10 protein-coding genes are annotated in these 14732 nt (G+C 44.9%); 4 read left to right on the top strand and 6 right to left on the bottom strand.

The genetic code is table 11. The annotated features are described in order from the left end of the window. Positions 1-15 precede the first annotated feature (15 nt). On the bottom strand, positions 16-786 hold the full coding sequence (locus tag QUB06_RS25165) for a tetratricopeptide repeat protein (protein WP_333437605.1): 771 nt from the start codon (positions 784-786) through the stop codon (positions 16-18). A gap of 191 nt (positions 787-977) precedes the next feature. On the opposite strand from QUB06_RS25165, the gene QUB06_RS25160 reads away from it, so the two are divergent. Beyond that, positions 978-1817, top strand: coding sequence for a stomatin-like protein (locus tag QUB06_RS25160; RefSeq protein ID WP_333139986.1), 840 nt, complete (start codon positions 978-980; stop codon positions 1815-1817). On the opposite strand, the gene folP is transcribed toward QUB06_RS25160, so the two are convergent. The 5 genes from folP to QUB06_RS25135 form a co-directional block, all read right to left on the bottom strand. After that, entirely contained in the window at positions 1808-2677 is an 870-nt protein-coding gene (gene folP, locus QUB06_RS25155) for a dihydropteroate synthase (protein ID WP_333437604.1), read from the bottom strand. The two genes, QUB06_RS25160 and folP, sit on opposite strands and share 10 nt — an antisense overlap. A 263-nt stretch (positions 2678-2940) precedes the next feature. Then, positions 2941-3501 (bottom strand): Uma2 family endonuclease, encoded by a 561-nt coding sequence (locus tag QUB06_RS25150; protein ID WP_333437603.1) that lies wholly within the window; start codon positions 3499-3501, stop codon positions 2941-2943. A 122-nt stretch (positions 3502-3623) separates the two neighbouring features. Next, entirely contained in the window at positions 3624-4349 is a 726-nt protein-coding gene (gene tpiA, locus QUB06_RS25145) for a triose-phosphate isomerase (protein WP_445251421.1), read from the bottom strand. A 68-nt stretch (positions 4350-4417) separates the two neighbouring features. After that, complete coding sequence (locus tag QUB06_RS25140) at positions 4418-4603, bottom strand: PCP reductase family protein (RefSeq protein ID WP_006633749.1); 186 nt, start codon at positions 4601-4603, stop codon at positions 4418-4420. Between the two features lie 100 nt (positions 4604-4703). Beyond that, positions 4704-5669, bottom strand: coding sequence for a hypothetical protein (locus QUB06_RS25135; protein WP_333437602.1), 966 nt, complete (start codon positions 5667-5669; stop codon positions 4704-4706). Positions 5670-6503: 834 nt separating this feature from the next. Here QUB06_RS25135 and QUB06_RS25130 point away from each other — a divergent pair. From QUB06_RS25130 to QUB06_RS25120, 3 genes are all read left to right on the top strand, one after another. Beyond that, the gene (locus QUB06_RS25130; protein ID WP_333437601.1) at positions 6504-7517 is read left to right on the top strand and encodes a PleD family two-component system response regulator; all 1014 of its coding nucleotides are present in this window, start codon (positions 6504-6506) and stop codon (positions 7515-7517) included. Positions 7518-7535: 18 nt separating this feature from the next. Beyond that, on the top strand, positions 7536-7940 hold the full coding sequence (locus tag QUB06_RS25125) for a hemerythrin family protein (RefSeq protein ID WP_333437600.1): 405 nt from the start codon (positions 7536-7538) through the stop codon (positions 7938-7940). 150 nt (positions 7941-8090) lie between these two features. After that, positions 8091-14105 carry a response regulator gene (locus QUB06_RS25120; protein WP_333437599.1) on the top strand — a complete coding sequence of 2005 codons (6015 nt, stop codon included), beginning with the start codon at positions 8091-8093 and terminating at the stop codon, positions 14103-14105. Positions 14106-14732: the final 627 nt, after the last annotated feature.

Here is a 14732-nt window from a genome sequence, read left to right as displayed (position 1 = left end):
GATCGGCGGTTGAGTTTAGGATTCGCTGGATCGCGAATTAATTTCCTCCAAAATTTTATCTACTCTGTTAGCAGCTTGAGTTCTACCTTGCTTGATAAATAACTCCTTAGCTTTTTTGAGGCTGGCTACTGCCTCCGCTTGGTTTTCCTTGTCTCCTTGCTGGTACAAACCGACTCCTAAATTGTTTAAAGCATCGGGATATCGATCGTTAATTTTAACCGCTTGTCTCCACTGAACAATTGCCTCCGGCAACTGCCCCTGACTTGCCATCGCCACGCCTAAATCGTTGTGAGCTTTGGCGTGCTTCGGGTTGACTTCAATTGCTTTTTGGAATAGAGCGATCGCCTCGCTCATTTTACCTTGCCCCGACAGCATAGTTCCCAACTTGTAATAAGCATCCGCTTCTTTGGGATAGCGAGCGATGAGTTGCCGGTACAAAGCTTCGGCATTGACAGCATTTCCTTGACCGTAAAGGTCGTTGGCAGTTCTCAAACCCACCGTGTAGCCTTTACCTACAACTTGGCACTTCTTCTCGGAGTTGCCTTCCTGCTTGCAAATCCTGAGTTCGTCTCCCTTCATCTCGTAGGACATAACTTCCCGAACAGCAGGGCCTCGGCGCGGTGGTTGCAAGTTCTGCGAGTGCAAGTTTTGCGATAGTTGCAGGGCGATTGTCTCAGCCCCGGCCGGTTGGGCCACTGCGGCATTGCAGATTCCTGCACCCACCAAAATGCTTGGGGCAATCCACATCAAAGGTTTGAACAAGCGAAACTCTCGATCGTTTTTCATGTCTTTTGTCGAAACGTGTTGTTGATATCCTGGGTTTCACTAGCGCCGTAAGAGTCGGAGCCGATGGGGCCCACCCGATGAAATAGTTAGTTATTAACAGTCGAGATATTTTAGCACTGTGGGGCCGAGTTTGAGTTAAATTAGAGTAGAATTCCGATCGATTCTCAGTCAACCTTAGCAGGAAAATAGAAATGGGGCAGTCTATTCTTACCATGCTCTTTGCGCTCATCCTCGGCTACGCTGTTAACTCAAGCGTCAAAATAGTCAGCGGTGGCGACGAAGCTTTAGTGGAACGTTTGGGTCAATACAAGCGCACCCTCAAGCCAGGATTCCACTTTATCAGTCCCCTGGTCGAAAAAGTCGTCTGCGTGGACACAAGCCGTGAAAGAGTTTTAGACATTAAACCTCAGTCAGCAATCACGGGAGATAATGTGGCTCTCGAAGTCGATGCCGTTGTTTATTGGCGGGTTGTCAATTTACAGAAAGCTTATTATGGAATCGATCAAATTGAAAATGCGATCGCCAACTTAGTGTTAACGACGTTTCGCGCTGAAATTGGTCGATTGCCCATGCAAGACATCTTGGGTTCCCGAGATGACATGAATAAAAAGTTACTCAAAAAGTTGGACGAAGCTACTGAAACTTGGGGCGTCAAAGTAATTCGGGTGGAAATTCAAAGCATTACACCTCCGAAAAGGGTGCAAGAAGCTATGGAATTGGAGCGCGCTACCAAGAGCGAGTGGCAAGCAATGGTCAATAAGGCGATCGGGACTAAGGAGTATATGAGGCTCTTAGTTGAAGCTTTAGACTCCCATCCGAATAGCAAGCAAGTTTTGAATTACTTAGTAACCGAAAAATACTTAGACGCTCAACAAAAATTGGGCGAAAGCGACAACGCCAAAATTCTGTTTATGGACCCCAGGAGCATGAGCGAAGCTCTGGGCGAGCTGATGGGTTCTATGCCCGATGTGACGCCTCCTTCTGAGGGCAGCCAAATAACAGTTATCGAGACTAACACTTCTCAAGACTGATTCCTGAAGATAGCGTCGGCAACCAGACAAACATCGTGCATTTCTCTGACATCGTGAACTCGCAAGATATCTGCCAAATTTGCGATCGCACCTGTACAAGCCGCCGCTGTCCCCCAAACTCTTTGTTTCGCTTCTGGCTGATTCAAAATATGACCGATGAAGCTTTTTCGCGATACTCCGACTAAAATCGGACAGTTTAAAACACGGAATTTTCGCAACTCTCGCAGAATTTCTAAGTTTTGACTGTAAGTCTTGGCAAAGCCAATACCAGGGTCGAGAATTATTTGAGATTTGTCAATCCCCGCAGCAACTGCTGCCGCAATTCGACTCTCGAAAAATTCCCCAATTTCCCCCATTAAATCCCGATAATCTGTCAGTTGTTGCATCGTCTGGGGAGTTCCCCGAATGTGCATCAAAATTATTGGCACTTTTAACTGAGCAACGGTTGACAGCATTTCCGAATCAAAAGTTGCTCCCGAAATATCGTTAATTATATCCGCTCCCGCCTCTACCGCAGCTTTCGCAACCTGCGCTCTGGTAGTATCGACCGAAATAGGAACTGAGCCAAAAATATCGGCTTTTTGTCGCAGTATTTGTACGAGAGGTATAACGCGATCGATCTCATCCCCTAATGATATTTCCACTGCACCGGGCCGAGTAGATTGACCGCCAATATCAATAATATCTACCCCCGACTTTACCATATTTTCCGCTTGCGCTAAAGCAGATTCTCTGGTATAGAAATCTCCGCCGTCGCTAAAACTATCAGGGGTTACGTTCAAAACGCCCATTAAATAAGTGCGTTTCCCCCACTCGAAAGCTTGATTTCTAATGGTAATTTTTTCTGGGTTATGTGTCATAAATTATATTTTTGGGCAGGCGGGACAACCGTCTCACAAGAATTTCATCTTGAGAGTGTTGGGTTTCGTTCCACGGGCCCAACCTACACTATCAACTAATAATAATTTTTTCTGGGTTATTTGTCATGGCGATCGTGGGATTTGATATCTGACTGAACGCACGGGTAGCCAGAAACCGGGTTTTTTCACGACAATATTTCGTTGCCACCCACAGATTCTGTAAAAAACCCGGTTTCTTTGAGTCTTAATGCGTCCAAGACTGTTCAACCAAAACTCAACCAGCTAAAAACAGTATCAACTGTCAATTCTAATTCAATTTTATCAATTATTGGCAACAGAGCAGCACCTTTATACAGCTCTACTTTTTGTCCGGGAAATACTGCCAAAATACTCTCTTCTTCTGGATCTAGTAACCACCCCAACTCAGTGCCGTTTCGCGAACAGTGGAGTAAGTTACTCAGCACTTTTGTTTGGCTTTGGTTTGGAGAGAGAATTTCTATCGACCAGTCGGGATTAATGTCAAAGCGGTTAGCAATTCTACCAGACGGCAAAAAAGCAATTCTTTCCCATCGGAATACTGCTACATCTGGCACGATTGATGCCCCGCCAAAAGTGCAGCGCAACTCGGGAAAAGCATTGGCAATTTTCCGAGTTTTCGCTACTTGATTGATAGTCTTGCAGAGTTCACCTTGAAGTACGCTGTGTTCACCTTGAGGCCTGGGCTTCTGAAGGATTTGTCCCTCAAGAAATTCTGATGCCGGTTCAGTTTCAGGAAGTTTGAGGAACTCGTCTAAGGCGGGTTTGGGTTTAACGATCGCAGTCATAGGTTAATTCTCCCGATCCGAGAAACACTGAACGGCACATCACAATTGTAGGCGATCGCTGTTTAATTCCCGCTGCCTTGTTCCCATTACCAATTAACAATTACCAATTACCAATTACCTAATTACTGATAATTGACAATGCGCGAGAAACTCGCAGCTTCCAAACTCGCACCGCCTACCAGAACCCCGTCAATCTCAGGCATCGCCATAACTTCATCAATATTCTCCGGTTTGACGGAGCCGCCGTACTGAATTGGCACGTCAGGATTAGTCAATTTACTGCGAATCAAACCAATAACTCGGTTAGCTTCCTTAGCTTCGCAAGTATCGCCAGTGCCGATCGCCCAAATAGGCTCGTAAGCAATGACTAACTTATTTTGGTCAACATCAACCAAATCTTTTGCCAACTGAGAAAAAATGTGAGCTTCAGTTTCGCCTGCATCTCGCTGCTGCTTGGTTTCCCCAACGCACAGAATCGGAATTAAATCGTATTTCTGAGCCGCTTTCAGCCGCAAATTCACCGTTTCGTCAGTTTCCCCAAAATATTGGCGCCGCTCGCTGTGGCCGATGATGACATAACGGACACCAAGTTCACTCAGCATTGGCCCGGAAATTTCCCCAGTAAAAGCTCCAGACTCTTGCCAGTGAACGTTCTGAGCACCGAGTCTGATCCGGCTGCCGTGCAAATTTTTCGAGAGGACAGCCAAGGAAGTGAAGGGAACGCAAAGCACGACTTCCCGTTCCTCTGGGGTTTCCGTCAGGCAGGACATGAATCCTTGAAGAAACTCTAGGGATTCTGCCCTAGTTTTGTACATTTTCCAGTTGCCAGCTATAACTATTTTCCGCACTATTTCTTTCAGTCCTTGTCCTTACAACGCAATTTATAGTCTAAAGCTTTAGCGTACCTTTCGATCCTTCATTGCCCAAACTCGATTCGAGCTTGCTCAACTAAGTCAACGGTGACGACTTCGGTTTCGGCTTCGCGGGCCAACTGCTCGATGCGGACGCGAGCTTGTCCCCGGACAAAATAGGGAATATTTTTCAGCTTCGCCTTGGCTTCTGGCGTCCATTTTAGATCATCGGAAAATTCGGAATCGGGCATGGCGTTTTGAGCGATCGACTACAAGCCTTCATGTATCAGGCTTTGATGGAAAGCCTGGATCTATTAAATTTACCACGAGTTGCGATCGCGCCACACCTTCTCACTCTGCCTTAATTTGGTTGCCTAAAATAGCCGACGCTTCTTGTAAAAGCTGATTCTGCTCTTCTCGAATTGCCTCCAACCTTATCAAAATATTAGCAATTCGTTCCTGAGACTCCAAACTGTTTGATTCAACTCCCGTCAATTGTAAAGCTGAATTATTTTTGTCTTTGGGATTCTTTGAAACCAATGAGTTTACAACCACTCCACCCAGATTACTTACAGATTTAGAGCCGAGACTCAAAACCCCTTGCATAAATTTTAAAGGAATTTGCAGAATAAATAACAATCCTTTTGCAAAAAAGTTACCTAAAGCCTGTAATAAACTCCTGATAATCAATATAAATAGCACCAACATTACTAAAGATATCCACGGGTGACTCACCAACCAGAAGACTACAGGGTGCGAACCCATCCAATTTTTTAAAATACCATCGATAGCACTTTGAAGGGCATTGGAAGTGGCATCGCTCATAATTCCCGCCTTGTTAATGCTATCTTCTAATGAAGCCTTAGCCTTTTCTGTAACTTGATTTACCCTCTCTACAGTTTGGCTAGTGCTTTGATTCACAGTATTGACCGCAGAGTTAGTAGTTTGATTAATAGTTTCTTTAGCAGTTGTCGCAGAGTGAGAAACAGCATCAACAGCTTTGTTGGTAGTTTCACTGACGCGACTAACTGCTTGATTCGCGACTTCAGATATAGAAATTATCGCTTTTTCGGTTTTGTCCGCTACAGTACCTAAAGCATTGTTCGTAGCTTGATCAACAGTATTAACGGCAGAATTCGTAGTTGGAGTGAGAGCTTCTTTTGCCTGATACGCAGTTTCGGAGAGAGAAGATTTAGCTTGTGCTATTGCTTCTGAAGTAGAATTCACTGCTTTTCCTACTTGTTCCGTCCAAAATCCTTTCGTTTTTTGAAAGCTTTGAGAAAATTTTTGATAAAAATCAGGGAGTGCTACTTCCATAGTAAGTGACCTCCATCAAGTTAATTTACTGTTTCCCAGTGATTATAGTATATAGCAATGCTAAATGAGTCATAAATTTTTTACCCCACCCCAACCCTCCCCTTACTAAGGAGAGGGAGTAAGAAATTCACAAATGATGCGAGAATTGCTATAGTAGAGCTTCAATGCCCCCATGTTTTGAAAGATGGTGCCAACGCTTTGACGATGTGTTCCCGACTCAAACCCAAAGACACGAGTTTAGACACTATCTGGGGGGATTATGGAGAGAAAAAAGAGAAACAACCTATCCGAGAGCGCGCAAAACGCTGTAGATGTTTCTTAACAAAGCTTACGCCTTTTTGCAGTCAGAGCTTCCTGGTGCGAACAAACGCTCAACCAAGGGCGAAGCTATAGGTGATAGTGTGACAATCAGATGTATTCCCCAAAAATAGATCGGACGATCGCTCAAAGATGAGGCCGGAATTTGATGCACCTGAAAAAGCCTGAATTAAGTTGAAAAATCTAGCATATTATGCCAGCGACGATCGCGCGATAACTGGCGATCGTTCGTCAAAGCTCGCTCGGCGTTGTAAAAACTGTTTAACGCCCCCAAAAATAATTACATATTTACAAAAATTAGCGCGAGTTACCAGACTTTCTATCTCCGAAAAAAAGCGATAAATTTTAAGTAGACTGTGGTTGGTGGTTTAACAAACCCGACGCTGCCTAAGATGTTGTTGCGGAAGCTTAGCTGGTGTATAATTTATGACATATTTGCCCAATTTTCACTTTCTATCTCAAGCTCAAAATATGCTACGCTAAAATGTTTGCAGAGCTTAAGATACACCCTGACGTATGTATCAATCATTAGAAGACTCAGCCATTTCCACTAACCCATCTACGGCACCGTCCCCTCTAATTCTCATTGTGGATGACGATGCCTTGATTCGTTTGCAACTCCGACTGTATTTACAGAAGGAAAAATACCGAGTGGCGGAAGCGAGTGATGGGTTGACAGGGCTAGCAGCTTATGAGGAAGTACATCCAGACCTGATCCTGCTAGATGCAGTGATGCCTACTATGGATGGTTTTGCTTGTTGTCAAAAATTATCTGAAGTGCGTGAGAGCGATCGCCCACCTATTTTGATGATTACTAGCTTAGAAGACAAAGAATCTGTCGATCGAGCGTTTGCAGCGGGAGCGGCTGACTATATCACTAAGCCGATTCACTGGGCTGTTCTGCGACAGAGAGTGCGACGGTTGATTAAGCAATTCCACTTGCAACAGCAACAAACCCTACTTTACAACCAGCTAGAGGCCGCCAATCGACAATTAAAATACCTCGCGTCAATTGACGGTTTGACTCAGATTGCCAATCGCCGTCAGTTTGACCAACAGCTAGAGGAGGAGTGGCGACGCATGACGAGGCAGCAAACTCCTTTGTCACTGATTTTGTGTGATATCGATTTCTTCAAGCCTTACAACGATACTTATGGACACCAAGCAGGGGATCTATGTTTACAGCAAGTTGCGACAGCTCTCAATCGCAGTATTAATCGACCGGGAGATTTAGTAGCACGTTATGGAGGTGAAGAATTTGTAGTGATTTTATCCGACACAGAGCTTGAGGGAGCCGTCCAAATGGTTAAGCAAATGCAGGCTCGCATCCAAGCTTTAGCAATAGTCCATAAGAGATCTCCGCATCATTGTATTACGCTCAGCTTCGGTATAACCAGTGTGATTCCTAACCAAGAAAGCGTACCAGAAACTTTAATTACTGCTGCCGATGCAGCCCTTTATCAAGCCAAAGACAAAGGTCGTAATACTTTTTGTACCAACATTCATACAGTTAATGAATTCACCCGTTAAATTCTAAGGGTAAAAACTATGCCTCTCGTCATTTGGAATGACTCGTTAACTATTGGTATTCCCGAAATTGACCGCCAGCATAAACAATTGATTGATCAACTCAATACCTTAGTGGATGCCATGTTTGCCAACCGTGGAAAGGAAGAAATAAAAGATATTGTATATTTTTTAGACTTGTATGTAGCACAACACTTCGGCTTTGAAGAAAATTGTATGCAAAGATACAAATGCCCAGTTGCATCTAACAATGCAGCGGGGCATACCAAATTTATTAAAACACTGAGTGAAGTTAAACAGGAGCTACAAACCAAAGGATCGAGTCTTTCGTTAGCCATTAAGGTTAATGAACAATTGCTAGATTGGTTCGTGAACCATATTAAAAAAGTCGATCGAGAACTCAAGTCGTGTATGAGTAAGCCTTGATTGCTGCTTGAAAGCTTAAATAATCGGTGGTGCGATCTTCAGGGAAACTGTCAGGTAAATAACAGATCGGCTCTATGGCGCTTTTTTTATCGGAATCAGGTCATATTCAGCAACTAGCGATTATAAAAGTTTATGGGAGGGGCTAGCTCAATGCGTAATAAAAGATGGTTAGGTGCGATCGCCCTTCTCACTGGTGCGGGTGTTCTGGGCAACCATTGCAATTTGTCTCTTTTCTTTGGGGTTGATTTCCTCTTTGGCAGTATTCCCATACTGATTATTACTTACTACTTCGGCTGGGGCTGGGGAGGCTTAGCTGGTCTAATTGCAGGCAGCTATACTTATATCCTTTGGCATCATCCATACGCCACGATTATTTTGGTAATTGAGGCTCTGTTTGTAGGGTTTCTTTGCAAGAAGCGCAAACAGCCAAATATCCTTTTATTCGATGGGATTTACTGGTTCTTAATTGGAATGCCCCTCGTCTGGCTTTTCTACGCTCAAATGATGCACATGGAGGCGAATCAGACCATCCTCGTTATGTGCAAGCAAGCAGTCAACGGCATTTTTAATGCCTTAGTTGCCAGCTTAATCATTTCGTATGCGCCGATTTATCGGTGGATTGGCGCTTCAAAGCATCTCGCCCTCTCTTTACAACAAACTATTTTTCATCTGTTGGTAGCTTTTGTCTTTCTTCCAGGACTGATGCTATTAGTTTTTGATGGTAGATCCTTGGTAGGTCAAATCCAAAGGACGGTGCAAACGGAGTTACAAACAAACGCAAAAACTATCACTAGCGCAATATCTCGATGGCATCAGCGACATCTCTTAGGTTTGAATACATTAGCTGAAAAATCGCTCAGGCCTGAAGCCGGCACGGCTGCTAATACAGCGATTCAATCATCCGAGGATCTACAACAAAACATTAGCCTGATCGAGCAGGTGTTGCCAGATTTCGACAAAATTTATGTTGCCGATTCATCGGGAACCATTTTAGCTACTTCTTCTCCTTTAAATCAAACCCGCCGGCGGTTGATGGAACAAAGCACGGAACATCAATCTCTAATTCCCCTGGCTCAAGAGCGGTTGGAACCTTGGATGACTTCTATTCACAAAGATATATTACTGGACGAACCTCATGTAGGATTGAATGTACCCCTGCAAGTTCAAGGTAATTTTCTTGGGCTGGTCCACGGTTCATTAGGATTGAGCCAGATCAAAGCTCTCTACGTTTTCCAGAGAAACAATCAGCAACTACGCATTACATTGCTAGATCAAAACAACCGAGTCATTGCTAGTAATCACTCCGATCAAAAGCTTGTGACCAGTGTTGAGGGGTCAAAGGACGGCAGCACTCGAATTTTAGAGGGAACCTTGCAGCAGTGGCTTCCTAGCAATGGCAAGAATCCGATGATCCGTTGGAAAAATTCTCTGTATATACAGGAATTTACCATTAGCCCCGCTCTGGACTGGAAATTACGCTTAGAAATTCCAGCAGCTCCCTATGTAGAAAATTTACAAAATCGCTACAAGGCTGACTTGAGTATTCTACTCCTCGTCACAATGTTGGCATTTTTGTTTGCAACGCTGGTTAGCGAACGACTGGTCCAGCCATTATCCTATTTAGCTCGTGCGACTACTGACTTACCCAACAAGCTTTCAGAAGAAACATTTGAATGGAAACATAGCTCTGTTACTGAAATCAATGAGCTTGCTGGCAATTTTCAATTGATGGCGATCGCGCTTTATCAAAAATTTAGGGAGATTAAACACGCCAACGCTACATTAGAACAGCGGGTTCAAGAACGAACGCAAAAATTATCCATAATCAATCGCTCTCTGAAAGCAGAAATTAAGAGACGTAAACAAGCCGAAACTGAACTAAGAACAAGAGAAGCGGCGATACGAGCTTTATATGAAGTCACTGCTACCCAAAATCTCAATTTTGAGCAGCGCATCCAAGCGTTGATTGACATGGGATGTCAGAATTTTGGGCTTGAAACTGGCATCTTGGGTCGCGTGCAAGATAACCGTTATGAGGTGATGGTTGTGCGATCGCCTGATGAAGTCCTGAAACCAGGTGATGTCTTTGATATTAAGCAAACTTTGTGCTGTGAAGCTTTAAACACAGATGAACCAGTAACCATCCAACATACAGGCACCTCAAAATTTCGTTCCCATCCTGCCTATCTTGCCTTTGGCATGGAAGCTTATATTGGAATACGAGTTTTAGTTGCAGGCAAAGTCTACAGTAAGCTCAGCTTTTCTAGTATATCTCCCCGTGCAGACAGCTTTAAATCTGCCCATCTGGAATTACTAAAGCTGATGGCTCAGTGGATTGGTAGTGAAATCAAACGGCATCAGGCAGAAGTCGCTCTGCAAGCGAGTGAAGAGCGGTGGGAACTCGCCCTACGTGGTAGTAATGAGGGGGTATGGGATTGGAACGTCAACACTAATGAAGTATTCTTCTCGGCTCGCTGGAAAGAAATGTTGGGCTACGAAGACCATGAAATTTCCCATCACCTGGACGAATGGAGCAAGCGGGTGCATCCCGATGATCTCGGTTGCGTCTTGCAAATAATTCAAGATCACTTTGAGGGCAAAACTTCCTTTTATATTACAGAACATCGAGTGCTTTGCAAGGATGGGAGCTACAAGTGGATTCTGGCTCGAGGGCAGGCGCTTTCGGATGAAGCGGGCAAAGTTATCCGTATGACTGGTTCTCAGAGCGATATTACCGAGCGCAAAAACTTAGAGCAGGAAATTCAAGCCAGAGAGCAATTATTGAATGCTTTCTTTAAAGGAGCTTCCCTAGCAGGGGTGGGGCTGTGTATCCACGATCGGCAGTTGAGATTTTTACAAATCAATGAGGCACTAGCTGAATTTAATGGCCACTCTGTGGAGGCTCACTTAGATAAGACAACCGATGATATTTTGGGGGAATTTGCTCCTAGTGTAAATGCACTGTTACAACAGGTTTTAACGACAGGAAAACCTTCCATCAACTTGGAAATGAGCACAGCACTATCCAGTCAAACGGGTGTCAAGCGCCACTGGCTCGTTTCTCACTTTCCCATTTTCAAGGATGCAGAGCAGGCTATAGCAGTGGGTTGCATTCTAATTGAAATTAGCGATCGCAAACGAGCCGAAGCGGAACTGCAACAAATGAGTGCGGCCCTAGAAAATGCCGTGGCAGGCATTTCTAGGCTTGACCCTCAAGGACGCTATATCTCTGTCAATGTGACTTATGCTGCCCTCACCGGATATCAGCCTGATGAAATGCTAGGGATGGACTGGCAAAGAACCGTTCATCCTGAAGATGTTGAGAAGATGGTGGCTGCTTATGAGCAAATGTTGAGAGACGGCAGAGTCGAAGCGGAAGCTAGGGGAATGCGAAAAAATGGCTCTAGCTTCTATAAACAACTGGTGATGGTCTCTGCTTATGACGAGCAAAATGTGTTTGTCGGACATCACTGCTTCATGAAGGATATTACCGATCGCAAGCAGGCAGAAGAAGCACTACAACGACAGTTGGAAAAAGCCCTACTGCTGAAGCAAATTACCCAAGAAATTCGTCAAAGCCTTAATGCTGAGCAGATATTTGCAACGGCTGCTATTCAGATTGGGCAAACTTTTGGTGTCAGTCGCTGCTTAATTAGCACATACCAGGACAATCCACTGCCTCAGTTTCCTGTCGTTGCAGAGTATCTAGCAGTGGGATGTGCCCCCAGCGGGGAGCATGACATTCTGGCGGCCAGTCCTGCTTATACAAAACGGTTGATGGCTCAAGATGAAGCGATCGCCTCCCCGGATGTCTATTGCGATTCATTGCTCACCTGTGCTCATTCAATTTGTACCAGTCTCAATTTGAGATCGACATTAGCAGTGCGAACCTCTTACCAAGGAGAACCGAATGGTGCCATTTGTTTGCACCAGTGCGATCGCTACCGTAATTGGACTGCCGATCAAGTGGAGTTGCTAGAATCAGTGGCGACTCAAGTAGGAATTGCCCTAGCTCAAGCCCAATTACTAGAGCAAGAAACTCGACAACGAGAAGAATTAACTCTGAAAAACTTTGCTTTGGAGCAAACTAGACGGGAAGCAGAAGCAGCGAGCCGAGCCAAAACTGAGTTTCTGGCGATGATGAGCCATGAAATTCGCACTCCCATGAATGCGGTTATTGGTATGACGGGACTACTGCTGGATACAGAACTCAAGGCTCAACAGCGAGACTTTATCGAGACGATTCGCAATAGTGGGGATACCCTCCTGAGTATCATCAACGACATCCTGGACTTCTCCAAAATTGAGTCGGGCAAGCTGGAGCTAGAAATGCATCCCTTGAGCTTGAGAGATTGCATAGAAGGTGCGATCGACCAACTTGCAGTTAAAGCAGATGAGAAGGATATTGAGTTGGGCTACCTCATCCAGCCTCAGACTCCTAAGTTCATTTTGGGTGATGTCACCCGTCTCCGTCAGATTCTAGTTAACTTGCTCAACAATGCGATTAAGTTTACTGAAACTGGGGAAGTTACCATTTCCGTGGAAGCCTCTCTAGTTGATTCTGACAAAACAATTTCTGAGCCAGGTAACTTGTCAGAAAGCTTGTATGAAATCCAGTTTGCCATTCAAGACACAGGCATTGGTATTCCCGCCAATCGGCTCGATCGACTGTTCAAGTCTTTTAGTCAAGTAGATGCTTCGACGACTCGGCAGTATGGAGGGACTGGTTTAGGTCTGGCGATTAGTAAGCGACTTAGTGAAACTATGAACGGCACGATCTGGGTTGAGAGCGGAGGCCACGTCGGAGGAACCCCTTCACCAAAATGGCAAGCCGCTAAGCTTAATCGAGTCACAATGGGTTCTACCTTCTACTTCACGATTGTGGCATCCTCTGTGGCTACTGAGTTAGCGGAACCGATGGAAATGCTACCAGAACTATCTGGCAAGCGTTTATTAATCGTGGATGACCAGCCCACTAACCGACAAATTCTGACATTGCAAGCAGAGAGTTGGGGGATGCAGAGTCTGGCTGCCCCATCGGCTGCGGAAGCGCTCAACTGGCTTGAGAGTGGAGAAACCTTTGATGTCGCTATTTTAGATATGCAAATGCCACAAATGGACGGCCTCACACTCGCCTCAGCCATCCACCAGCATCCTAAGTGCCACCGTTTACCCCTAGTGTTGCTGACTTCAATGGGCTACCCAGAAGCGAGTTCTTCAGCGATCTCCACCCACTTTGCGGCTTTTTTAAGCAAACCCATCAAACAATCCCAGCTCTATCAAATACTGATCCATGTGCTACAAGCTCAACCGAAAAAAGTTCAACAACAGCTCCCTATATCTGTCGAGGATGATATGAAACTAGCCCAGAGACTCCCACTGCGAATTCTTTTAGCAGAAGATCATCTGGTAAATCAGAAGGTCGCACTGCTGCTGTTAGAGCGTTTGGGATACCGGGCCGATATTGCTGCCAATGGATTGGAAGTTTTGGAAGCCCTGAATCGCCAGCCTTATGATGTAGTGCTGATGGATGTACAAATGCCAGAGATGGATGGACTAGAAGCCAGCCGTCGTATTTGCCAGGAGTGGCAGGCTCCTACTCGTCCCTGGATTATTGCAATGACGGCAAATGCCATGCAGGGCGATCGCCAGGTTTGTCTTGATGCTGGCATGAATGACTATATCACTAAACCAATTCGACTAGAGGCTCTCAACCAAGCGCTGAGTCAGTGTCAACCCAACCCGGAACCGCAACAGGCGCAAAAGGAGGAATCAGATAGTAACAAGCCAAAAATTGATAGGCCAGCGGTTAACCTCACTGAACTGCAAGCCTTCTGTAGCAGCATCGATCAAGATTCAACCGAGATTTTGAGCTTGCTAGCTAACTGCTACTTGGAGGAAGGTCTAAAGTTGCTAGAAGCTATGAAATTAGCGATCGCCCAAGGGGATACTCAAGCCCTAAACCGAGCGGCCCATACCCTCAAAGGCAGTAGTGCGAATCTAAGCGCGGCTCCTCTGGCCCACCTTTGTGCCACGTTAGAAGTCATCAGTACCTCTGGTCAACTCGATCGAGCCTCCTCCCTATTTGCTCAAATCGAGGTTGAGTACGATCGTGTCAAGAATACTCTCCAACAAGAACTACAAAAGAGCGAAACTAATGTGTGAAAGTCAATAAAATAGGGATCTTTTTGCATCAGGACTTAGGCAACTGTCACACGCGATGCCGCAACCGGGTTATGCGATCGCATCTGCATCTGCGTGAATCTGCGTCAATCCATTGTCATCTGCGGTTCAGAAATTTTCTTTTTTTAACCGCAGATAAACACAGATAAACACAGATAAACGCAGATGAATGAGATCAATTCCGGCTGCACCCTGCGTGATTGTTGAGTGTTGACTGTTGGCTGGATTTTATAGAAGAAGGAAGAAGGAAGAAGGAAGAAGGAAGAAGGAAGAAGGAAGAAGCAATAAAATCAATCGTTTCAGCCATTAACAACGTCCTAACCCTCTCGGCGGTTGCTATACAATGCCGATGCTACCGGATTTGATATGATGCCAAATCCGGGTTATATGCCTTGATGAGTTCTCTAACACTTAAAAAATGGCTAATAAACTCTTTGATCGAGGATTTTTGGACTCTTTTTAATGCTCGAATAGTTACAGATTTAATGGCTGCCTAGCTTTATACTGTCTCCGAAGTGACAAAAGAGAGAGGATGACTAATGACTAATGACTAATGACTAATGACTAATGACTAATGACTAATGACTAATGACTAATGACTAATGACTA

The organism is Microcoleus sp. D2_18a_D3 (genome assembly GCF_036702455.1).
Taxonomy (GTDB): Bacteria; Cyanobacteriota; Cyanobacteriia; order Cyanobacteriales; family Microcoleaceae; genus Microcoleus.
This window is presented reverse-complemented; position numbering and strand designations above follow the sequence as displayed.